19 protein-coding genes and 1 tRNA gene are annotated in these 23,077 nt (G+C 63.3%); 8 read left to right on the forward strand and 12 right to left on the reverse strand.

Annotated elements, in window-relative coordinates:
- Positions 1–44: 44 nt before the first annotated feature.
- Positions 45–716 carry a transcriptional repressor LexA gene (gene lexA / locus FMA36_RS12775; protein WP_159262741.1) on the reverse strand — a complete coding sequence of 224 codons (672 nt, stop codon included), beginning with the start codon at positions 714–716 and terminating at the stop codon, positions 45–47.
- Positions 717–833: 117 nt separating this feature from the next.
- Positions 834–2,042, reverse strand: coding sequence for a molybdopterin molybdotransferase MoeA (locus FMA36_RS12780; protein ID WP_159262742.1), 1,209 nt, complete (start codon positions 2,040–2,042; stop codon positions 834–836).
- A 160-nt stretch (positions 2,043–2,202) separates the two neighbouring features.
- On the opposite strand from FMA36_RS12780, the gene rpmG reads away from it, so the two are divergent.
- Complete coding sequence (rpmG, locus tag FMA36_RS12785; RefSeq protein ID WP_007400522.1) at positions 2,203–2,370, forward strand: 50S ribosomal protein L33; 168 nt, start codon at positions 2,203–2,205, stop codon at positions 2,368–2,370.
- Positions 2,371–2,460: 90 nt separating this feature from the next.
- On the opposite strand, the gene FMA36_RS12790 is transcribed toward rpmG, so the two are convergent.
- Together FMA36_RS12790 and eno are read right to left on the reverse strand one after the other, a co-directional pair.
- Positions 2,461–2,790, reverse strand: a complete 330-nt coding sequence (locus FMA36_RS12790) for an FtsB family cell division protein (protein ID WP_159262743.1) — start codon at positions 2,788–2,790, stop codon at positions 2,461–2,463.
- Between the two features lie 61 nt (positions 2,791–2,851).
- Positions 2,852–4,132: a phosphopyruvate hydratase gene (gene eno, locus FMA36_RS12795; protein WP_159262744.1), complete on the reverse strand. Its 1,281-nt coding sequence runs from the start codon at positions 4,130–4,132 to the stop codon at positions 2,852–2,854.
- Between the two features lie 139 nt (positions 4,133–4,271).
- On the opposite strand from eno, the gene FMA36_RS12800 reads away from it, so the two are divergent.
- Positions 4,272–4,757 carry a DUF3429 domain-containing protein gene (locus FMA36_RS12800; protein ID WP_159262745.1) on the forward strand — a complete coding sequence of 162 codons (486 nt, stop codon included), beginning with the start codon at positions 4,272–4,274 and terminating at the stop codon, positions 4,755–4,757.
- An 89-nt stretch (positions 4,758–4,846) separates the two neighbouring features.
- On the opposite strand, the gene FMA36_RS12805 is transcribed toward FMA36_RS12800, so the two are convergent.
- The 5 genes from FMA36_RS12805 to FMA36_RS12825 form a co-directional block, all read right to left on the reverse strand.
- Positions 4,847–7,168, reverse strand: a complete 2,322-nt coding sequence (locus tag FMA36_RS12805) for a xanthine dehydrogenase family protein molybdopterin-binding subunit (protein WP_159262746.1) — start codon at positions 7,166–7,168, stop codon at positions 4,847–4,849.
- The gene (locus tag FMA36_RS12810; RefSeq protein WP_061271735.1) at positions 7,161–7,634 is read right to left on the reverse strand and encodes a (2Fe-2S)-binding protein; all 474 of its coding nucleotides are present in this window, start codon (positions 7,632–7,634) and stop codon (positions 7,161–7,163) included. Before FMA36_RS12810 ends, FMA36_RS12805 begins: the two co-directional genes overlap by 8 nt.
- Before the next feature lie 21 nt (positions 7,635–7,655).
- Entirely contained in the window at positions 7,656–8,984 is a 1,329-nt protein-coding gene (locus FMA36_RS12815; protein ID WP_159262747.1) for a cytochrome c, read from the reverse strand.
- Between the two features lie 380 nt (positions 8,985–9,364).
- Positions 9,365–11,755: a glucose/quinate/shikimate family membrane-bound PQQ-dependent dehydrogenase gene (locus FMA36_RS12820; protein WP_159262748.1), complete on the reverse strand. Its 2,391-nt coding sequence runs from the start codon at positions 11,753–11,755 to the stop codon at positions 9,365–9,367.
- A gap of 136 nt (positions 11,756–11,891) precedes the next feature.
- Positions 11,892–13,373 carry a mannitol dehydrogenase family protein gene (locus FMA36_RS12825; protein ID WP_159262749.1) on the reverse strand — a complete coding sequence of 494 codons (1,482 nt, stop codon included), beginning with the start codon at positions 13,371–13,373 and terminating at the stop codon, positions 11,892–11,894.
- Between the two features lie 247 nt (positions 13,374–13,620).
- Here FMA36_RS12825 and FMA36_RS12830 point away from each other — a divergent pair, with 247 nt between their 5' ends.
- From FMA36_RS12830 to FMA36_RS12845, 4 genes are all read left to right on the forward strand, one after another.
- Complete coding sequence (locus tag FMA36_RS12830; RefSeq protein ID WP_159262750.1) at positions 13,621–15,138, forward strand: replicative DNA helicase; 1,518 nt, start codon at positions 13,621–13,623, stop codon at positions 15,136–15,138.
- A 93-nt stretch (positions 15,139–15,231) separates the two neighbouring features.
- Complete coding sequence (locus FMA36_RS12835; RefSeq protein ID WP_159262751.1) at positions 15,232–15,456, forward strand: hypothetical protein; 225 nt, start codon at positions 15,232–15,234, stop codon at positions 15,454–15,456.
- A complete protein-coding gene (locus FMA36_RS12840; protein WP_159262752.1) occupies positions 15,449–16,960 on the forward strand; it encodes a YifB family Mg chelatase-like AAA ATPase in 1,512 nt (503 codons plus the stop codon). Before FMA36_RS12835 ends, FMA36_RS12840 begins: the two co-directional genes overlap by 8 nt.
- Positions 16,961–17,028: 68 nt before the next feature.
- Positions 17,029–17,103 (forward strand) — tRNA-Val (locus FMA36_RS12845).
- A 167-nt stretch (positions 17,104–17,270) separates the two neighbouring features.
- On the opposite strand, the gene FMA36_RS12850 is transcribed toward FMA36_RS12845, so the two are convergent.
- The 3 genes from FMA36_RS12850 to FMA36_RS12860 all read right to left on the reverse strand — a co-directional run bounded on the left by FMA36_RS12850 (position 17,271) and on the right by FMA36_RS12860 (position 20,649).
- On the reverse strand, positions 17,271–17,651 hold the full coding sequence (locus FMA36_RS12850) for a hypothetical protein (RefSeq protein ID WP_159262753.1): 381 nt from the start codon (positions 17,649–17,651) through the stop codon (positions 17,271–17,273).
- A gap of 111 nt (positions 17,652–17,762) precedes the next feature.
- A complete protein-coding gene (locus FMA36_RS12855; RefSeq protein ID WP_159262754.1) occupies positions 17,763–19,649 on the reverse strand; it encodes a hypothetical protein in 1,887 nt (628 codons plus the stop codon).
- A 40-nt stretch (positions 19,650–19,689) separates the two neighbouring features.
- Positions 19,690–20,649, reverse strand: coding sequence for a mitochondrial fission ELM1 family protein (locus tag FMA36_RS12860; RefSeq protein WP_159262755.1), 960 nt, complete (start codon positions 20,647–20,649; stop codon positions 19,690–19,692).
- A gap of 111 nt (positions 20,650–20,760) precedes the next feature.
- Here FMA36_RS12860 and FMA36_RS12865 point away from each other — a divergent pair, with 111 nt between their 5' ends.
- Both FMA36_RS12865 and FMA36_RS12870 read left to right on the forward strand, forming a co-directional pair.
- Positions 20,761–21,876 carry a DEAD/DEAH box helicase gene (locus FMA36_RS12865; RefSeq protein ID WP_159263933.1) on the forward strand — a complete coding sequence of 372 codons (1,116 nt, stop codon included), beginning with the start codon at positions 20,761–20,763 and terminating at the stop codon, positions 21,874–21,876.
- 162 nt (positions 21,877–22,038) lie between these two features.
- Complete coding sequence (locus FMA36_RS12870; protein ID WP_159262756.1) at positions 22,039–23,064, forward strand: M14 family metallopeptidase; 1,026 nt, start codon at positions 22,039–22,041, stop codon at positions 23,062–23,064.
- The last annotated feature ends 13 nt before the right edge of the window (positions 23,065–23,077 follow it).

The raw sequence follows: 23,077 nt of genomic DNA on the forward strand, positions 1-23,077 counted from the left end.
AAAGGGCGCCCAGAAATTTTGGGGCTGGCAGCGGGCCGCAACCTTTAATAACGGCGGATCAGGCCTGCCAGCGTGCCCTGTATGTACACACGCCCCGCTGGAAAAATCCGGGTCTCATACGCGCTATTGGCCGGGATCAGCGCAATTTCGCTGCCCTGATGGCGGATGCGCTTGAGGGTGACCTCATCGCCATCAATCAGCGCCACCACGATCTCCCCGTCATTCGCGTGGTTCTGCTGGCGGATGATGACCATGTCACCATCAAGAATGCCCGCTTCCTCCATCGAATTGCCCGTCACTTCCAGTGCGTAATGGCTGGCCTTGCCCAGCATGTCGGCAGGCACGGTGATGCGGGTGGTCTCGGGTGTTATGGCCTCGATGGGATTGCCTGCGGCAATACGCCCCACGAAAGGCACGTCCATCACCGCGGCGATCTGTTCAGGGGCAGGCAGGTCTGGCGCGGGATGGGGCGAATCGGCCGGGCGGGGCGGCGGCGGATCAATATCGGGCAGGCGCAGGATCTCGAGCGCACGGGCCCGATGATGCCTGCGGTGCAGGAACCCACGCTCCTCTAGTGCTGAAATGAGGCGATGAATGCCTGACTTGGAGCGCAGGCCGAGTGCATCCTTCATTTCATCGAAAGAGGGTGAAAAACCCGTGCGGCGCAGATGGCTATCGATAAACAGCAAAAGCTCATGTTGTTTTCTGGTGAGCATGTCACATGTCCTTTTGCCGTGAGCAGCGCCGCCGATGCGTGAGCGCCATGGAACAAATCAAAAACCTGTTCCATGTTCTACATTGGTTCCTCCTCGCGCGTCAACCGGCATTCCGGCCTATGCAAAGACGTGATCGATACGGATCAGTTCGCATTTATCACCTGTCTGTGCTGCTGGCGCATGGGGCGCGCGCAGCACCAGCGCCTGGCTTTGCGCCAGCACGTGCAGCATGGCCGAATCCTGCACGGGGAACGGCGTTGCCACCAGGCGGCCCTGTGCGTCATGTGCAAGGGTTGCGCGCAGGTGGTCCATGCGCTGGTCGTTTGGAGGCACGTCGCAGCCCAGAATGGCGTGAACCGGCGGCTCAACGGGTTGCGCCAGTCCGGCCATGCGCCGCAGGGTTGGCAGCACGAACACGATAGAGCACACGAAGGCCGCAACCGGATTGCCCGGCAGGCCAATGAACGGCAGGCGGCCAAGATGGCCCGACATCAGCGGGCGGCCCGGTCGCATGGCAATCTTCCAGAAATCGGTTTTCAGCCCCACCTGTTCCAGCCCGCGCCGGACCAGGTCGTGGCTGCCTACGCTGGCGCCGCCCGCAGTCAGCAGCATGTCCACGCCATCGACCATGCGCTCGAGTGTTGCCACATCGGCCATGTCATCGCGCAGCACCGGCAGCATGATCGGCTCGGCGCCTGCGGCGCGCAGCAGGGCGGCCAGCATGGGGGTGTTGGCGTTGGCGATCTGGCCCGCGCCGACGGGGCTGCCAGGCAGGAGCAGTTCATCGCCCGTAGCGGCAATGGCCACGCGCGGGCGGCGCGTCACCTGCACCCACGCATTGTTGGCCGCTGCCGCCAGCCCCACATCGCGTGCTGAGAGCCTGTGGCCTGCGGGCACAAGCATCTGCCCCGCCGCAAAATCCTGCCCCTTGCGGCGCACATAGGTGCCAGGCGCCAGCGTGTGAGTGGTATGCACGCTGCTGCCCTCGCGCCGTGCGTTCTCCTGTATCAGCACGGCGTCCGTGCCTGCAGGCATGACGCTGCCGGTAAAGATGCGTACGCACTGCCCGGGGCCAGCCGTGCCGGTAAAGGGGTGGCCCGCAGGAGCCTCGGCAATGCAGGCAAGTGTTACCCCGCCTGCCGAAAGATCCGCCGCGCGCACGGCGTAGCCATCCATGGACGAGACATTGGCTGGCGGGTTGGACAGCCCCGCCATGATGGGGGCCGCACTCACGCGCCCGCAGGCATCGGTCAGGGCCACGACCTCGGCAGGGAGGGGGAAAACCCCTTCCAGAATCCGCTCACGCGCTTGCGCTACACTCAACATCGGGCACGACACTCCATTTTTTTTGCCATTCTGGGGCGATTCCAGCAGAAATATCGGTCAAGGTGCTTGACCTGAGCCTTGTGTATGCGCATTTTCCGCCAACTTGAACCACTGCTGCACCTGAGTGTTCCAGCAGCGGCGGAGCAGTGCTGAGGATATCATGGCCAAGAGCAACACCATTCAGATCAAACTCGTCTCCACGGCGGACACGGGCTACTTCTATGTGACCAAGAAGAATGCCCGCGCCCAGACCGGCAAGATGGAACTGCGGAAATATGACCCCGTCGCGCGCAAGCACGTGGCCTTCCGCGAAGCGAAGATCAAATAATCTCCCGATTTGCGGAGATGCAAAAAACCCCGGCAGGTTTTCCGCCGGGGTTTTTTTGTATCTGCCGCGTGCCGTAGCGCCGGGGTAATTTCAGTACAGATGGTCATGCTCCGCGTATGGCACGACAATCTCGTCCTGGCGCGCAAGGTTCTGCATGGAGCGGGCGCGTTCATCGAGCAGGTCGGTGTCGAGCGCGCCTTCCTTGAGGCCACGCACGCGGCGCAGCCACACTTCCTGCTCGGCCGTGGCGTCCTTCTGGGCCGAGCGCGCCTCATCAAGCAGGTGCAACTGCGTGGCGTAGCTGTGCAGCCCATGTTCGCCGCGCATGACATTCCAGCCAAAATAGCCTGTCAGTGCGATGAACAGGGCAGGGGGAATGGTTGCCCGCATCACACGTTTCGCGATCTTGACTATCTGCATCCCATTCCCCTTTTTCGTATTCCTTCAGGCCGGACGGGCTTAACCCGCCCGGACCCGTGTGTCACCCGTTCTTGAGAATCGTGCGCCCGGCATAGCGTGCCGCCGTGGCCAGTTCGTTCTCGATCCGGATCAGCTGGTTGTATTTTGCCGTGCGGTCGGAGCGTGACAGCGAGCCGGTCTTGATCTGCCCGCAATTGGTCGCAACCGCCAGATCGGCAATGGTGCTGTCCTCCGTCTCGCCCGAGCGGTGGCTCATCACGGCCGTATAGCCTGCATGCTGGGCCATCTGCACGGCTTCCAGCGTCTCGCTCAGCGTGCCGATCTGGTTGACCTTGACCAGCAGGGAGTTGGCCACGCCATCCTTGATGCCCCGGCGCAGGCGATCGGGGTTGGTCACGAACAGGTCATCGCCCACCAGTTGCAGCTTGTGGCCCAGATTGGCGGTCAGTTCGGCCCAGCCTTCCCAGTCATCTTCCGCAAGGCCATCCTCGATGGAGATGATGGGGTAGCGGGCAGAAAGATCGGCCAGATAGGCAATCATGCCAGCCGCATCGAGGCTCCTGTCCTCGCCTGCCAGTTCGTAACGGCCATTTTTATAGAACTCGGTGGCCGCGCAATCGAGGGCGAAGGTCACGTCATCACCCGGCTTGTAACCTGCCGCCTCGACCGCGCGCATCATGAAGCCAAGAGCCTCATCCGCTGATTTCAGCGCCGGAGCAAACCCGCCTTCATCGCCAACGTTGGTATTGTAGCCAGCGCCCGACAGGCTCTTCTTGAGCTGGGCAAAGATTTCGGACCCCATGCGAATGGCATCCGTGACCGTGGGGGCGCCCACGGGCTGGATCATGAATTCCTGGATGTCGATCGGGTTATCGGCGTGCTGGCCACCATTGATGATGTTCATCATCGGCACGGGCAGGGTGCGGGCATAAACACCGCCCACGTAGCGGTAGAGCGGGGTCTGCAGTTCTTCCGCCGAGGCCTTGGCGACCGCAAGCGACACGCCAAGAATGGCATTGGCGCCCAGCCGGGCCTTGTTGGGGGTGCCATCAAGATCGATCATCGCCTCGTCAATGGCGACCTGATCGGTTGATTCCACGCCCTGCAGCGCTTCAAGGATTTCGCCTTCAACATTGGCTGCGGCCTTGAGCACGCCCTTGCCGCCATAGCGCTTGGGGTCGCCATCACGCAGTTCCACGGCTTCATGCGCGCCGGTGGAAGCACCTGATGGCACGGCAGCGCGGCCCTTGGCGCCAGAAGCCAGTTCAACATCTACCTCGATGGTGGGATTGCCCCGGCTGTCAAGAATTTCGCGGGCAATGATATCGATAATGGCGCTCATGATATCTGTTTCCTCAGATTTGACATTATGGGGATACCGCATGCCACCGGCATGCATATCCTTCCCCACGATAACAGATGCAACGCATCACGCCAGAGTAGGCTATGCAACTCAGCACAAGATATTAGGAGACCCCGCCGTGAAACGCCTGCCGCTGCTCGCCATCGTCACTGCTCTGGCCAGCCTGCTGCCACTGGTTGGCTGCACCTGTGCGATCCTGTTCCTTTCACCCGACCACACTCCACGCCTGCTGACCGCCGCCGTGGGCTATGGCGCGGTGATGCTGTCCTTTCTTGGCGCGGTGCACTGGGGCATGGCGCTGGAGCAGCCTGACATCATACCCGCCGGCGGCACGCAGCGCCTGACCAACCTGCGCCTCGCACTTGGCGGCCTGCCTGCCTTCATTGGCTGGATCGGGCTGTGCGCCGCCACCGTGCAGGAACTCGCCGGGCTCATGACGCTGATCGCGGGCTTTGCGGCAACAGCCGTGGTGGAACGCATGGCCTGGCGGCGCGGTGCCATGCCTCGGGGCTACATGACGGTGCAGTGGTTTGTCATTTGCCTGGCGGAGCTGTGTTTTGTCGCGATTCTGGCAGCGTGCATGGGCATGCGCCCCGGCAGTTGAGGGCGCGGCGCCGCGTATTGCGCAGGCCATGAAAAAGCCCGGCATGCAGGTACATGCCGGGCTTTTTTATTGCATCTGGATGCGGGAGATCAGCTTCCCTGCAATCCGCGCAGCACATCCGCCGGGCGCACCGGCATGTGGCGCAGGCGCACGCCCACGGCATTGAAGATGGCATTGCCAATGGCAGGCCCCACCACCGTCGTGCCAGGTTCACCAAGGCCCATGGGCTTCTCGGTGCTGGGCAGGAACTCGATGTCCATCTCCGGCGTATCGGCAATACGCAGCGGGGTATAGGTGTTCAGGTTCCGGTCCACGGGCATGCCGTTCACGATTTCCGTGTTCTCGAACAATACCATGCTCAGGCCCCACAGCGCCGCACCCTCGGTCTGGGCCCTGGCGCCATCGGGGTCGACCACGGTGCCCGCATCAACCACGATGGTCAGCTTCTGGCACGTGACCACGCCGGTGCTGCGGTCAACATGCACCTGCGCAACACAACCGATCCAGGTCGGCATGCCGCGTTCCTGTCCCGCCGTGGTGGCAAGGCCGAGTGCTGTGTCCTTGGGCAGGGTGGTCTTGCCCCAGTTCACCTTTTCCATCAGGCGGCGGACAACGGCAGCCTGACGCAGTGCGCCACCTACGGAATCCGGTGCTTCCCCCTTGTTGCGGCCCTGCGCGGTCAGCAGGTCAAGGCGGAACTGGGCGGGATCCTTCTTCTGGCGGTGCGCAACCTCATCGAGGAAGCATTCGATCCCCCAGCTGGTCCAGCCGGGGCTGACCGAACGCAGCCAGCCGGGGCGGAAGGTCTTTTCTGCCAGGTCATTGCGCAGCGCACGCACGCGGAAGGCGCCAACCTCGTACCAGTGATCGCCACCAGCGATGGCAAACTGGTCATAAGGCTTGCCGTCCACGCCCTTTTCCATGAAGGCCTGCGCCATCACGCCCGTGGGCCAGCCGGCAGCGGCCTGATAGTCCATGCCGGTGATCTTGTCGCTACCATCAAACGCCATGCGCACGCGCTGGACGGAAGGCGAGCGGAAGGAATCGAACTGCATGTCGTCCGACCGCGTCAGGATCAGCTTGACCGGCTTGCCGCCCAGCGCCTTCGACGCAAGGGCGGCAGGGATCATGTAGTCACCGTTGAGGCGGCGGCCAAAGCCCCCGCCAAGCAGGTAGCTGCGCAGGATCACCTTGCTCTCGGGCACCTGCAGCGCCTTGGCCAGCGTGGGCAGGATCAGGCTCTGCCATTGGTTGCCGGCATGGATCTCGTACACGCCGTCCTTCTCGAAGGCTACGGCATTGGTCGGCTCAAGCTGGTAGTGCAGCACGGATGCGCAGGTATATTCCTGCTCCATGACCGTATGCGCACCGCTGAAGGCTTGGTCCACGCCATCATCATTGAAGATGTAGACGCCACCATCCCTGTTCTTGATCAGCTCGCGACCACGGTCCTGAATGTCGGCTTCGGATGTGTGGATGGTCTCACCCGGCGTCCACTCAACCTTCAGCGCATCGGCCGCGCGGATGGCGGCGCTGTAGGTCTTGGCCAGCACCACGACCCAGCCCTGCACCACCTCGGACGGATCCTCGATGATCAGGTAGCGCTCGTAGCCCTTGATCTTCTTGGCGTCCGTATCATCAACGGAACGCACCTTCGAACCATAGCGGGTGGGCGGCATCTTGGGGCGGCCATAGACCATGCCCTCCACCTTGACGTCGATGCCGTAGATGGCGGTGCCGTTGGTCTTGGCCGGAATGTCCAGCGCCTTGATCTCGGCATTGCCGATCAGGCGGCGTTCGCTCGCGGGCTTGAGCGGCAGCTTGGCCATTTCCTCAGGCGTGAAGGAATGCGACGGATGGCCCTTGGCCACGATATCGCCAAAGCTGATCTGCCTGGTGCCAGCCGACACGATGCCATTGGCGACCGTGCATTTGTCAGGCGTGGTGCCGAGCAGGCGGGCGGCTTCCTCGACCAGTGCGGTGCGGGTGGCTGCACCGGCCTGGCGGAATACATCCCACGTCATCCACACCGACCAGCTGCCGCCGGTCACCATCAGGCCCCATTTGGGGTCGGTGTCGACGTAGTTGATGCGGACCTTGCTCCAGTCGGCTTCCATCTCGTCCGCGATGATGCGGGCAAGCGCTGTGCCGATATGCTGGCCCATTTCCGCGCGGATGATGTTGACCGTGATCTCGCCATCAGGCGCAATCGAGCACCAGATGGTCGGCTCGAACGCGCCATCGCCGGGCAGGGCCTTGTCGAGCGGGAAAATCTGGTTGGCCGAGGCCGGACGCGCGAAGCCGAACATGACCCCGGCGCCAAGCGAGGTGACAAGAAAGCCACGACGCGACAGGGTGGTCTGTTCGCGGCGTCCGTCCTTGCCCAGGCGGAAGCGGTTTAATCTACCCATTTGATGCATCTCCGCGTGCGTTGGCCGCGGCCTTCTTGATGGCCTCACGAATGCGAATATAGGTCATGCACCGGCACAGGCTGCCAGCCATGACGGCATCGATTTCCTCATCCGTGGGAGAGGGGTAATCCTTCAGCAGGCTCACGGCCTGCATGATCTGCCCGGACTGGCAGTAGCCGCATTGCGGCACCTGGATCTCGCGCCAGGCCTGCTGCACGGGGTGGTTACCCTCGGGGTCGATGCCTTCGATCGTGGTGATGTCGGCACCTTCTGCCGCGCTGACTGGCGTCACGCACGAGCGGGTGGCCCGGCCACCGATATGGATGGTGCACGCACCACACATGCCGATGCCACAACCGAATTTTGTTCCGGTCAGGCCAACTTCGTCACGGATGACCCACAGCAGGGGGGTATCATCCGGCACGTCAACGGTTACGTCTCGTCCATTGAGGCGAAAGGTCGTCATGTTCTAGCTCCGTCTTTCAGCTCAATGGGACGACGCGACAGGCGGCGTGGGCAGGGTCTTGCGCACGTCGGCGGCCTTCTTTTCCAGATCGGTCCACGGTGGCAGGGTCGTGCGCGTGGCGCGCAGGTAGGTTGCCAGGCGGGCCAGGTCCGCATCCGAGAAGGAATGGTAGAAACTGGGCATGGACACCGTGGAAATGCCTTCCGTCGTGCCAATTCCGCGCAGGATCACCTGGAACAGGTTGGTTGGCTCATCGAGCCACAGCGCATTGTTCAGCGCGAGGTCGGGGCGACCTTCAACCGGCTGCGGCCCGGCATTGGCGTGGCACGCGGCACAGGCGCCGGCATAGAGCTTGGCGTTCGGGTTGACCTGCGGGCCGACCAGATCCTTCATCGAGGCCTTCATGGCCCATGCAAGGGCCTTGGGGTCCTGGCTGACGCGGGTTGCGGAATGATCGATCTCGGCCAGGTAATGCGCGATGGCATGCACGTCCGATTCCGGCATCTCGCTCAGGCCGCCATGCACCACCGGCGACATCGGGCCCGCAGCACTGCCGTGCAGCGGCGCGGAACCAAAGCGCAGGTATTTGAAAAACTCGTCCTCGGTCCACACGACCGGGGTCGGATTGTTCTCATTGAGCGGGGGGGCGATCCAGTTATCGACCGGCGCGCCGTCATAGGGCGCGCTGGCCTTCTCGGCCCCCATCAGGTTACGCGGCGTGTGGCATGCCGAGCAGTGGCTCAGGCCTTCGGCCAGGTACGCGCCACGGTTCCACTCGGCATCCTGGTTTGGATTGTTCTTGAGCGGCCCTTCATGCAGGAACAGAAGTTTCCAGCCCGCCTGCTCGAGGCGGATGTTGAAGGGGAAGCCCACCGTATTGTCACGCTTGACCGAATGCACCGGCGCACGCGTCATGAGGAAGGCGTAGACCGCATCGATGTCCTCATCCGTCATGTGCGTGAAGTGATCGAACGGGAAGGCGGGGAAGAGCTGCGTGCCGTCACGCGAGATGCCCTTGCGCATGGCGCGCTTGAAGGCGGCCTCCGACCAGTGGCCGATACCCGTTTCGGGGTCGGGCGTGATGTTGGAGGAGAAGATGGCGCCAAAGGGCGTATCCATCTTGTAGTCACCTGCAAGCTCGACGCCGCGCACGCCATCGGTGCGGGTATGGCACTCCGCGCAGTAGCCGCCGGCGGCCAGCACGCGCCCGCGCTCGATCTGGGCTGCGGTGAAGGTGGAGGGAGGAGGCGGTGCAACCGGCGCAATGGCCGGATACCATGCATAGGCCAGGAACCCGACGCCACCGGCGACACCGATCCCCACAATCGCTGCTGCAATACGTTTAATCACGATGTTCTCGCGGTTGTGAAAGTCATCATATCACCCCGTATCATCCGCCCGGTTCCAGTGCCGTCATGGCGCGAAACACAGGAGGCGGCGCAACATTGCGCCCCCTCCGAAGCACCGGAACTGCCGGATGTGCGGGAACATCGGCGCCACGGCGGAAACTTTAGTATTACCGTTTCCTAATCAAGCCGTTCGGGCGCACGTAAGATCAAAGCGGTGATAAGACTTATTTGATTTTCTTCTTAATGCATAAAATCCCTGCAAAACCGTGGATAATGGTTTGCAAGGTGGCCTGTATGAGCAGTATCTATATACCAATGAATATAGATATGAAGGGCAATGTCAAGCCGGGGAAGGAAAAAATCCTTCCCCGGCGCGGGGTCTCAGTTCCCGTCGGGCAGGCTGTAGGCGACGATGTAGTCACCCAGCTTGGTGCCGAATGATCCGTGGCCGCCATCGGCAGTGACGATGTACTGCCTGCCATCGACCGCATAGGTCATGGGCGTGGACTGGCCACCGGCGGGCAGGCGGTCCTGCCATAGCACCTGGCCGTTCGTCACGTCATAGGCGCGGATGTAGTAATCGAGCGTCGAGGTCAGGAAGGCCACGCCACCAGCCGTGGTGAGCGGGCCGCCAAGGCTGGGCACGCCCATCTTGATGGGCAGGGGCAGCGGCGCGCTGTCACGGATCGTGCCGTTGCGGTGCTTCCACACGATCTTGTTGGTGCGCAGGTCGATGCCCGACATGTAGCCCCAGGCGGGCTGCTTGCACGGCAGGCCGAACGGCGAGAGGAACGGATGCAGGTCCACGCCATAAGGCACGCCAAACTGCGGCTGCACACCACTCTCCGAGCCCGAGGGTAGGGACTTGTCAGGTGTTGCCGGGTTGTTCGGCCCGCGCGGGATCAGCTTGGACACGAACGGAATGGCGATGGGGTTGGCAATCGCGATCTGGCGCACGGGGTCAACCGCAAGGCCGCCCCATTCGAACATGCCGAGATTGCCGGGGAAGACCAGCGTGCCCTGCAGCGAAGGCGGCGTGAACGTGCCATCATAGCGCAGGCGGTGGAACATGATGCGGCAGACCAGCTGGTCATACATCGTGCCGCCCCACATGTCGGCATCGGTCAGGAGCTTGCTGGGGCGGAAGGTCAGCTGCGAGAAGGGCTGCGTGGGCGAAAGATGATCGCCCGGCGCGGCCCCCTGCGGCACGGGGCGCTCGGGCGCAGGCACCACGAGCTGGCCGTTGCGCCGGTCGAGCACGAAGATGTTGCCGGTCTTGGCAGGGGCATACAGGGTGGGGATGACCTCGCCCTGTTCGTTGCGGATATCAACCAGGCTGGGCTGGGCCGGGATGTCCATGTCCCACAGGTCGTGGTGGACGGTCTGGTAGGACCAGACCAGCTTGCCGGTAGAGGCGTTCAGCGCCACAATGGAGCTTGCATAGCGCTCGGCATCCGCACCGCGGTTGCCGCCCCAGATATCGGGTGTCTGCACGCCCATGGGGATGTAGATCAGGTCGAGCTTGGCGTCATAGGATGCCGTGATCCACGAATTGGGGGAATTGGGCACGAAGCTGTGGTGCTCGGACGGCATCTCGTTCGGGTCGGGATTGCCAGGGTCGAACGCCCATTTCAGCGCGCCGGTATGCACGTCGAACCCGCGCGTGACGCCTGAAGGCTCATGCGTGGAATAGTTGTCGGTCACGGCGCCGGACACGATCACGGTGGTATCGGTCACGACCGGGGGGGAGGTGGGTTCATAAAAGCCCAGCGTCTTGACCGGCATGCCGTCCTGCAGGTTCACCACACCATTATTGCCAAAACTGGCACACCGCGCGCCGGTTGCGGCATCGAGCGCGAAAAGCTGGCCATCATTGGTGGGCAGGAAGATGCGGCGCGCGCACTCGACCGGCGCGGCAGTGCCATCCGCCGCCTGCGCGTCATCGGCTTTGTTCTCATGATAGGACACGCCACGGCAGGTCAGGTGCTGGAAGGTGGGGTTGTAGGCCAGCTTTGGGTCAAACTTCCACCGCTGCTGGCCAGTCTTTGCATCGAGCGCGAACAGGATCTGGTGGGGGGTGCACAGGTAGAGCGTATCACGGATCTTGATGGGCGTGACCTCATCGGTGATTTCACCGGGGTCGTTGGGGCCGCGCAGGTCGCCGGTGCGGAATGTCCAGGCCACCTTCAGCTTGCTGACATTGCTGGCGTTGATCTGCTTGAGCGGGGAGAACCGGTCACCAAACTGGGTGCGGCCATAGGCCTGCCAGTCTTCATCGGGCATCTGATGGGCATCGCCCGGCTCGGGGGCATTCTGCGCCACGGGGGGCAGGCTGCCCGCGATATCCTGCGGGTCCTGCGTCAGGGCTGCGCCCACCACCACCACGGCGGCGCCAATCGCGCCGAACAGCGGCAGGCGGGTGGCAGGACCTGCAGGCTGCAGGTGGCGTGTTACCCACGGCAGGGCGAGCACGATGCCGATGGGCACCAGAATATCGCCACGCGGGGCCAGCGCCCAGAAATCAAATCCGGCTTCCTGCACGGCCCACACCATCGTGCCGAGCAGGAGCACGGCATAGACCGTGAGCGCCATGGCCTGCCGCCGAAACAGCAGCACGGCCGTGACCAGCAGCAGGGCACCGGCAACGACATAATAAAAGGAGCCGCCGATGAGACACAGCCATAGCCCCCCTCCCAGCAGGTAGAGACCTGTCAGGGCGCAGACGGCAATGGCCGCAGCGAGAAGGGGAGCCGAGCGTATGAGGCTATTCATAAGTTTTCCTGATTACCGTGATACAGTCCGAACATTTTCAATGAGAAAACGTAGGAGACGTCATCAGGTCAAGCCCAACTTTATGAATAAAACGTGTGTCATAATATTTCGAGGGGTTAAATCTCCCCCTGAGTGTCTATTCCCCGGTGGATACAACCTCCGCCAGCGTGGCACGGGTTCCCCGGTCACGAACGGACTGGCGCAACGCCAGGTAGCGCTGCACGAAAACCGCACTTTCCCGCAGGTCCCAGCCTGCAAAAGCGGTCATGTCCAGCGCATCTTCAAGCTGGGCCGAGGCCGCCTTGAGCCTGTCTTCATCGGTCAGGTGAGGCTCGATCACATCATAGACCGTGCCTTTATCGTCACGCCCGCGTAAATATTCCGCATAGCACGCGACCACGAAGGCGATGTGCTCCACCGGGCGACGATGGGCGATTACGCCCATGGCGGTGCTCTTGATGAACATGGACAGCTTGGAGGTGCTATCAAAGGCAATGCGCAGCAACTGATCGCTGATCGCCTTGTTGCGGAAACGATGCAGCAGCCGCCTGCCATAATCCCTCAGCGCCATGCCCGGGGGTGCATGCAGCAGGGGTTCGGCATCAAAGGCCAGATACTGCTCGACGAGTGCCACCTCGTTGAGGTCAAGCATGATCTCGCTGACAAAGCGGTAGCCCGACAGCACGCCCGAAAGCCCGAGCAGCGAGTGGGAGGCGTTGAGCATGTGCAGCTTCACGGCCTCATAGGGCTCGACATTATCTGTAAACTGCACGCCTACGGCGTCGAGTTCCGGGCGGCCTGCGCAGAATTTGTCCTCGACGACCCACTGGATAAAATCCTCGCAGAAAACGGGGATACGGTCATCAAGCCCGCTTTCGGCATCGAGGCGCTTTACATCCTCAGGGTGCACGGCAGGGGTGATGCGGTCCACCATGGTGCAGGGGAAGGTGACATTCTCCTCCATCCATTGCGCCAGCCCCGCGTCACGTGCCCGCGCCCAGCCGAGGAAGGCCGCGCGCGCCACATGGCCGTTCTGGGGCAGGTTGTCACACGACAGGATGGTGAACGGACCAGCACCGCTCTCGCGCCGCTGGCGGAGCGCCTCGGTCAGCAGGCCAAACACCGTGTGCGGTACGTCGCGCTTCAGGTCTTCGGCTATGACGGGGTGATCGAGGGGAAAGATGCCGTTTTCATCAACGTAATAGCCGCCCTCGGTCACGGTCAGGCTGACAATGCGGATGGCGGGATCGGCCAGGCGGGCGATGGTGGCGGCCCGGTCGGCGGGGGCGTACATATACTCCGTAATGGAGCCGATCACGCGCACCACGTTCGGTGCATCGGGCGCGCATTCGGTCAGGGAATACAGGCCGTCCTGCAAGGCCATGTCCTGCGCCTTGAGGGCCTCGTGCGGGTTTTCCATCAGGCCAACGCCCAGCAGGCCCCAGCCCTGCTGGCCCGCGCGCGCCAGAACGCGGTCGATATAGACCGCCTGATGGGCGCGATGAAAATTGCCAACGCTGATATGCGCGATGCCGGGCGTTACCTTGCTGCGGTCATAGGCAGGCACCACGATCTCGGGCGGCAGGTGGGGCAGGGATGTCTTGTTAAGTGGGGTCATGACCATATTTCCACGGAAAGGATTTTTCGACGCCTAATCAGAAAAGACCCATGCGGCAACCCGCCCTCACGGGAGCCGGGCGTCTGTCCGCCTGCAGCGCAGGGGCAAAAATCGCACTACCCCGCGCGTTGGCCCCGGGCCGGGTGGAAAACATGTTTTTTATTATGCCACGCAGGAGGGGGGTGCAGGCGCGGCCATGCATAATCATCTCTTCCGGCGCGACCGCCTGATCGGATAGAAGGAAGGGGTGAATACCATCCAGAATCCTCCCTCCGCTGAGTCCCGCCAGCCGGACTCGCTTCTTGGCGTGTCACAGCGCCTGCCGCCTGCCAACCTGCAGGCCGAGCAGGCGCTGCTTGGCGCGTTGCTGACCAACAACAAGGCCTATGACCGCGTTTCGGACTTCCTGACCGGCACACATTTTGCCGATGAGATCAACGGGAAGATCTATGATGCGATTTCGCAGCATATCGAAGACGGCAAACTGGCTGACCCGGTCACGCTGCGCATCTATTTCCAGAATACCGGCGTGCTCGACCCCGTAGGCGGCACGTCCTATCTCGCCAAGCTGCTGACATCGATGGTCGGCATCATCAATGCCGCTGATTATGGGCGCGTGATCCATGATGCCTGGATCCGCCGCCAGTTGATCGATATCGGGCAGGACGTGGTGAACAACGCCTTCGGCGCGCGCCCCGACCTTGATGGCCCCGACCAGATTGCCGCCAGCGAGGAAGCACTGTTCCGCCTGGCTACCGAGAAGGGGCAGGATGGCGGCTTCCTGTCCTTCGACCGCGCCCTGGCCGATGCGGTCAAGATTGCCCAGCATGCCTTTGACCGCGACGGCGACGTGGTGGGCCTGACCACGGGCCTGCGTGACCTCGACAAGAAAACCGGCGGCCTGCATCCTTCCGATCTGCTGATCCTTGCCGGGCGCCCCGCAATGGGCAAGACGGCGCTCGCCACCAAGATCGCGTTCTCCGCTGCGCGCTCGCTCATGGTGGCTGCGCGTGATGCCGAGGATGATGCCAGGCCCAAGGGTTCGGTCGCCATCTTCTCGCTGGAAATGTCGGCCGAGCAACTGGCCACCCGTATCCTGTCCGAGCAATCCAGTGTGTCGGGCGAGAAAATCCGCCGTGGCGAACTGGTGCAGAAGGAATTCGACCGCTTTGTGCAGGTCAGCCGCGAACTGTCGCAACTGCCGCTGCATATTGATGATACGCCCGCCATCACGCTCTCGGCCATGCGCACGCGCTGCCGCAGGCTGGCCCGCACCAAGGGGCTGAGCCTTGTGGTGGTCGATTACCTGCAGCTCATGCGGCCCTCGGTCGGCACCAAGGCGGACAATCGCGTGCTCGAAATCTCCATGATCACGCAGGGGCTCAAGGCGCTGGCCAAGGAACTCTCGGTGCCGGTCATTGCGCTGTCCCAGCTGTCGCGTCAGGTCGAGAGCAGGGAAGACAAGCGGCCGATGCTGTCGGACCTGCGTGAATCCGGCTCGATCGAGCAGGACGCCGATGCGGTGATGTTCGTCTATCGCGACCAGTACTACCTCCAGCAGCGCCAGCCCAAGGAAACCTCCTATGATTCCGTGGACAAGTACCAGACCGCGATGGAGGAGTGGCAGCGCAAGATGGATCTGGCCCATAACCGCGCCGAACTGATCCTGGAAAAGCAGCGTCATGGCCCGACAGGGACGGTGAACCTGTTCTTCGAAGGTGAGTTCACGCGCTTTGGCGACCTCGACATGTTCCACGACGCTTAAGGGAAGGGTGAAAGTGATGCGCCGTGTCCGGGCGGCGCATCACTGTGGTCTATGTGCCACAGGCAGCATGATGCGGCTGGTTGGGATAGCGCCGTGCACAAAACCGCACAGCCGAAATGGGATGGTGGATACAGGCAGGACAGATGGGCAGACCCTCCTCTCTCGCGCATCCAAATGTTTTATAAGAAATCTTATGCCAACAAATTGGATGTGAAAGAAGCCAGGGCGCATGATCCGGCCGGTTTCGCCATGTTGCTTTTCGCCATGTTCCATAATGGTCAAGCCGCCCGTAATCCGGCATCATCCATGCATGACTGATACGGCGCTCGCATCGATCTGCGGTTTTGCATTTTCCGGCATCGAGGCCGTTCCTGTCAAAGTCGAGGTCCAGCTTTCTGTCGGCCTGCCATCGTTCCTGATCGTGGGCCTGCCGGACAAGGCAATCAATGAATCGCGTGAGCGCGTACGCGCGGCCCTGTCGGCCATGGGTCTGGCGCTGCCCGCCAAACGCATCGTGGTCAACATGGTGCCCGCCAGCCTGATGAAGGAAGGATCGCATTTCGACCTGCCCATCGCCCTCGCCCTGCTTGTGGTCATGGGCCTGCTTTCGGGCGATATGGCGCAACGTTACGCGGCTTTGGGCGAACTGTCGCTTGATGGCGGCGTCAACCCGGTCTGTGGCGTGCTGCCTGCTGCCATGACGGCGGCCAGCCTGTCACTCGGGCTGATCTGCCCCGCAGCCCAAGGCGTGGAAGCCCGCTGGGCCAGTGAGGATATGGACATTCTTGCCATCCGTTCCCTGCCCGAGCTGCTCAATCATTTTCGCGGCCAGCAGGTGATCGAGCCGGTCGAACTGCCCCCCATTGGGCCAGAAGACCTGACCGCCCTGCCCGACCTTGCTGATATCCGTGGCATGGAAACCGCGCGCCGTGCGCTGGAAATTGCCGCTGCGGGCCGTCATTCGCTGCTTATGGTCGGGCCACCGGGTGCTGGCAAATCCATGCTGGCCGCCCGCCTGCCCGGCATCATGCCTGACCTGACGCCGGTTGAAATGCTGGAGATCAGCCGCATTCACAGCATTGGCGGCCTGCTGAAGGATGGCCAGCCCGTGCGCAGGCCGCCATTCCGCGATCCGCATCATTCCTCCAGCCCTGCTGCCCTGAGCGGTGGTGGCGCGCGGGCGCGCCCCGGCGAGGTCAGCCTGGCGCATCGTGGCGTGCTGTTTTTGGATGAAATGCCAGAATTTGGTCGCGCGGCGCTCGAAGTGCTGCGCCAGCCGATGGAAACCGGCAGCATATCCATCGCCCGGGCTGCAGCCCATATCACCTACCCTGCCCGCTTTCAGCTCATTGCGGCCATGAACCCGTGCAAATGCGGCTATCTGGGTGATGCGGCACAGGAATGCCGCAAGGCGCCGCGCTGTGGCGAGGACTATCAGGCCCGCCTGTCCGGTCCGCTGCTCGACCGGCTGGACATGACCGTGCATGTCGAACCCATGCCCTTAAGCCGGATTGCAGAACTCAAGGGTGGCGAGGCCAGCGCCGTTGTCGCGGCCCGCGTGCGTGAGGCCGTGGCCCGACAGCAGGCCCGTCAGGGCGAAGCCCGCAATGCCGAGGCCTCGACCGATGATTTCCGCATCACGACGCAGGCGCGTGATTTTGCCGTGCAGGCCGCTGAAAAAATGCGTCTTTCTGCCCGTGGCTTTACCCGCCTGCTGCGCGTGGGCCGCACCATAGCCGATCTGGGTGCGCAGCCCGACGTGGAGCGCAGCCATATTGCCGAGGCCCTGGCCTACCGTTTCCGCCGTGCGGGGGGAAAATGACCCGAAAGCGATTTTTCCCTCTTGCGCACCCTGTCTGGCTGAACTAAATAAGCCCCACCGAAGCGGATGGGTGCGTAGCTCAGCGGTAGAGCATCGCCTTCACACGGCGGGGGTCACAGGTTCAATCCCTGTCGCACCCACCATCCGGCCTTAATTCCTTACAATATACGCTTGAAACACTGCATTGCAGCAGCCTGTGATAATGGGCGCAGCATACGCAAGCGTATTGCTGTACGGACAGACTGAGCCTCCCCCGAAAAATAAAAGTTTTTGGTAAAGCTTTTTACAAAAGCTTTGAAAACAGGCGCCTTTACGGCACCTGCCCTACTGCATCCCGGCATTTGACGTAGGACAGCTTGTCCTGAAACAGGAACAGCACATAGTAATCCAGCGTGCGGCGGCGCTTGCGGGTGGGGTTGGTGTAGAACGGAAATACATCAAACGGCCCGTCATACCCTTCCGGCAGGGGTTCGCGTTCGGTTATGCAGCGCACCCTGAACAGTGGCGCGTAGACAGTAGCATCCGCTTCCGTGCGCCGGACATGAAACAGGTTGCGGCGGAACTTGCGCAGCCGCTCGGGCAGGACAAAGATCATGTTCTGCTCAAGAAAATTCTGCGGCGGGTTGCGGTCGCGCAGGTATTTCATGTCGTGGGGCATGTCACAGAAGAAATTGGTGTCCTGTACGATCATGGTGTGGTCAGTATTCCTCCATGCCGGTCACGGGCCGGTTCATTGCATACAGTCCGGGCAGGCAGATGTAAGCCCCACGCCTGCCCTTTGCCACCTGCTATGACGGCCCGTTCAGAACCCGAACATATGGTCGATTGAAAACCGTCCGTCTGTGCTTTTGCGGCCATGATAGCCAAACAGGCGGCAGGTCGTGTCACGGATGATGACATAGGCCCCCTCCCCCGCAATTTCCAGCGCAGCGCGACCGAATATCTCATGCGGCCAGATTTCGCAGGAGCCGGACAGCGGAATGGCGAGGCGCTCTTCCGCCATGACCTTGCCATGGGCTGCATGGAGCGAAAGCCGCGTATCGGACACCGCATGCCACGGCCCTGATGCCGGATAGATCAGCATGCAGAAACTGTAGGGTTCATGCACCGCGGCGGTCAGGAACAGCCTTGTGGAGAGCCCCGGCGGGGGGCCGGCATAGGATTGCGGCTCACCGCGATAGGTCATGGCGGTGTTGAAGATATGCGCGCCAAAACTGGTCTCGGCCACATGGCCGCTCATGCGGTCTTCATAGCGGATCAGGGCATGCAGCCAGCCATCGGCCTGACCGCCTTCGCGGAAGTCATAGACGAGTTCGGCATGTCCTGCCCTGCCGGCAAGCCCGCCCGCATCAAGCATGCTGGCATGGTCGCGCCCCAGATTGCCCATGAACTGCGTGGCCCCGGCCTGTCCGCGCCGGTCGAAGCTGTCCACGCGCACGGGCAGGCTTGTCAGGCTTTCGGCCATGGGTGCAGGCACGACCAGCGTGCGGTAACGCGTCGGGTCGGGCACGGGGAAAGGCAGCAGATAGCCCCGCCCGAAAAAACGTGGGTCCAGTTCTGCAATGCCGGGATCGGGCTGCAGGTCGGCACGCTGCACGTTCAGGTGCGCGATGCGGGTGCGGGCAGCCCGTGTCACCTCATAGCGCGGGCGCACCACATACCCGCCCGCGCGGAATTCAACCTGCGCGGGCCAGGCCAGATCGGGCAGCATGTCGCGTACATGCACCGCAAGCGTCTGGTACGGGGCCAGCGTCTGGTCAAGGGCCACCTGTTCATCACACCCCATGCGGTTCAGCGTCATGGTCCCTGCGGGAATGGTCAGGTCGTGGCTGTTCTGCACCCACAGCACCACGTCCTCGCCCGGTGCGGGGGCTGGCAGGTTGGCGTAGCGGTTGGCAGGCCAGGCATTGGCATCATGCGTGACCGACAGGCTGGCATTGGCTCCCTTTCCGCAGGTCTCAAGCGCATATTTCACCACATCATGGCCCGCAATGCCGATGGCGTGGATGAAAAGCTGGCCGGTAAAGGCTGGCAGGCCGAAGCGCTGGCGGATCTCGGCGCTATCCAGCACGAGGGCCTGCTCCCCCTTGGGCACGGGCTGTTCCCATGTGTGCAGTATGCCGCCGTTTTCATCAAACAGCCGCAGCCACAACCTGACATCGCGCGCGCCATAGCGGGCCCAGTAATTGGCCGTGACCAGACGGGTGGAGAACGCCTCGGTTTCGCGGAAGAAAGCAAAATTGGTGCCGAAATTCAGCCGGTCAAGATAATGATGCCCGACCGAGAGCATATCTTGCGGCAGGCGTATCGACGCCAGCGTGTGCAGCGTGCCACCGGGCGGCATGAGGGCCGCCAGGCGGTTTTCCATTATGCCGGATGCAAAATCCAGCGCCCACACGGTTTTGGCCGTGCCTGCGGGCAGGTCGGCCAGCGCGCGTAGCGCCTGCCCGCGGCAGGGCTGCCCCACCTTGAGCGAATCATGAGTGTACACTCCCATAACCTGCAGGGGTACGGGCAGCAGGGGCATAATGGTGTCAATCATGCCGTGCGGGTCATAGATCGCGACAGGACCTGCTTCGGTCAGTTCGCGGTTCAGTATAGTCAGTTTTTCAGCGGCGAGCGGATGGGTCAGGGCCCGGTAGGCCATGTTGCCGCCGGTACGCGGGTCAAAGGTGCGAATGCCAAGCATGGGTGCCGTCTGTTCCACTTCGGTGCGGGCGGGAGAGTGATCAGGCTAAGGGTGGCAGGCCACAGTAATGCCGCACGGCCTGCGCCGCCAGTTCGGTATCATCAAGAGGTGTGACCCCCCATGTTTCCAGCCGCCCGGCAAAGGGGCGGATGCGGCCAGCGTGCTCAAGTTCACGCAAAAAATGCCCGATGCGCCGCGACCGGCCCGGCAGTGCGGCCACCATCACGGGCACGGACGTTGCTACCGCCTCTGATACCATGGAAACGCTATCCATCGTCACCACGATCGCATCGGCACAGGCCAGCAGGCCGAGATAGGGGTTGGGGCCGGTCTGGTCCCACACCCATGCATCGGGGCCTGCAAGGGTGTGTTGCAGTTCGCGGCACACGGCGGGGTCGGTGCGGCGCGAGGGCGTGAGCGCAATACCCACGCGGTCACGCCGCATCATGGCCGCCAGATCAGCCGCCAGGGCAGCCCCCTCTGCCGGGCCAAGGCGGAAGCGCCCGTTGCCGCCGCCTACCAGCACCGACACCAGCGGGCGAGGCAGATGTGCCAGCCGGGGCGCCCATTCCGCCCGCGCCTGCGTCAGCAGCGCCGGGGTCACACCATGCAGCGCGGTGCGCGTGAGCACGACATTGGGGCCTTGCAGCCGGTCATGGTGGTTGGCAACGACCAGATCGAAATGTGCGGGCGACAGGCGGGGATTCTGTAGCTGTATTACGCAGGCCCCTTCGCGCCTGAGCGCCGCACCCACCGCGCCGCCGCTGCCGCCTATGGTGATGACCGGGTTGTCACGATACGTATCGGGCAGGCCAAGCGGCTGTATGGCGCGCAGGGGGGCGGGCCACCAGGCGGCGGGCATGTGCCGCCACAGGCCGCGTGATGTCAGGGGGTGCAGTGTGGGCTCAAGGCCCGCGCGCTGGGCCAGGCCAAAGGTTTGCGAACGCATGCCCGCAAGGTCTGGCGCGATAACGGTTGCGGGGCGTAAGGGGGCTTGCATGCCTCCATCTGGCGGGACATGGGGCAGGCCGTCAATGCCCTGCCCCTTTTGTCGCGGCCTTACCCGCGCTATGGGGCAGCAATGAGCGAGACAGAACCGACATTTTCCGGCATGGGGCTTGATGGCCGCGTGGTGGCAGCACTGGCCCGCATGGGCCTGCACCAACCTTCCGCGATCCAGAACGCGGTCATCTCTCCCATCATGGCGGGCCGGGACGTGGAGGCCCTTGCCAGCACCGGCAGCGGCAAGACCATTGCCTTCACTGCCCCGCTCCTGTCCGCGCTGATGCAGGGCGATGGCGTGGATGACAGCGCCGCTAACAGCCGCGTGCGCTGCCTTATCCTTTCGCCCACGCGCGAGCTTGCGGGCCAGACGGCTGGCGTGCTGCGTGGCCTCGCCCGTGGCAGCGGCCTGCGCGCGCTGCAGGCCACGGGCGGCACGGCGCGCGTGGCGCAGGCGAAAACGCTGGCTGAGGGAATCGCCATCGTGGTCGGCACGCCGGGGCGGGTGATCGACCTTGCCCGGGGTGGCGAGCTGGACCTGTCCAGCATTACGCAGTTCGTGCTCGATGAAGCCGATCGCATGCTCGATCCCAATTTTGCCGAGGACATGCTGGCCCTGGCGGCCGCCCTGCCGCCACGCCACCAGACCCTGCTCTTCTCGGCCACCATGCCGCCCGCCATGGCCGAACTGGCAGCCCGTCTGCTGCACAAGCCCGTGCGTGTGAGCATGGAGGCCGAACAGGCCCCCGCGCCCCGCATCGCGCAATATGCCATTTTCGTGCCGATGCGCCACAAGGCAGAGGCCATACTGGCCTGCCTGCGGCAGTATGGCATGCAGCGCGTGATGATCTTCGTGCGCACGCGGCAGGAGGCGGATGCCATTGCGCGCGCGGTCTCGGCGCTGACGCCCGCCGTTGCCATCCATGGCGACCATTCGCAGGCCCGGCGCGAGCGCATGCTGCGTGATTTCCGGCAGGGCCGCGTGGGCGTACTGGTGGCGACCGACGTGATGGCGCGTGGAATCGATATCGATGACATCGCCCTGGTCATCAACCACGATATTCCCACCCCTGCCGAAGCCTATGTGCACCGCATCGGCCGCACGGCGCGTGCAGGCCGGCGCGGCATGGCCGTGGCCCTGTGCGCGCCCGAGGAGCGTCAGGCGCTGAAGGACATTGAACGCCTGACCGGCCAGCGTATCCGTATCGCAACACTGCCGGAGTAAGCCTGCATGCTGTCATGCATTTGTCATGCTCCGGGTGCCATGGTGACCTTGCCGTGGCAGGCGGGCCGGATAAACTGATGGCATGATGAACCGCGCTGTCATGCACGCTCCCGGCCTGCGCCGTGATGGGTCCAGCCTGCGCCACGGCGGGCTGCGCGCGGCATGACATGCGGGCCGGATGAAACGCCGCTGCCGGTGCGCGTGACGCGCTCCACGCTGTTTCTTGACCGGTTGCCGCCTCCCCCCCAGCCCCTGCCCCGATGGCGCGTTGACCTCACCCCGCCTGACATCATGCCATGGCGGAAAGGCAATTGTGGCATACCTGGCGTCATGCATTACGAGGGGCGCAGGCCGGGTCCGCATATCGTGTGTGTCAGCCTGATTCATGGTAATGAATTTTCGGGCGCCATCGTGCTCGACCGCCTGCTGCGCGCGCGCATCCGACCGCGCTCCGGCCGCCTGTCCTTCATATTCGCCAACCCCGAGGCTATGGACCTTTTCGACCCGAGCGACCCCGTAAGGGCACGCTGCGTGGATGAGGACATGAACCGCGTCTGGTCACCCGCCATGCTGGACAGTGCCCGCAACGGGCATGAACTCGACCGCGCGCGGGTGCTGCTGCCCGTTATCCTGACGGCGGACCGGCTGCTCGACCTGCATTCCATGCTGTGGCCGGGCGATCCGCTGATCCTGTCAGGATTTGCAGCAGCAGGGCGGCAGATGGCGCAGCGCATCAGCGGGGTGGAAACAGCCGTAGCCGATCAGGGGCACCGGAGCGGATGCAGGCTGATCGACCATCCCCGCTTCAGCGATGATGGTCCCGCCGCCGCCTGCCTGCTCGAGGCAGGCCAGCACTGGCATGAAAACACGGTGAGCCGCGCCATGCAGGCGGTCATGTCCCTGATCGGGCCATGCTGCGGCCTGTCGTTACCCGCTACCGGCACGCCCGTGCCGCAACGTGATATGGTGGTGACGAATGTGGTGACGGCGCGCACTGGCGCGTTCCGTTTCGTGGCCCCGTTTCGTGGCGGGCAGGTCCTGCCTGCACGGGGCACGCTTGTCGCGCATGACGGGCGTGACGAGATCCGCACGCCCTATGATGGCTGCATGCTGGTCATGCCCAACCTGCGCCCCGCGCGCGGCCATACGGCGGTGCGCTTTGCCCGGACTGCCGGCAGCCCGGGGTAAGCCCGCCCCGTTG

The sequence above is a fragment of the Komagataeibacter xylinus genome, from assembly GCF_009834365.1.
GTDB classification, from domain to species: domain Bacteria; phylum Pseudomonadota; class Alphaproteobacteria; order Acetobacterales; family Acetobacteraceae; genus Komagataeibacter; species Komagataeibacter xylinus_D.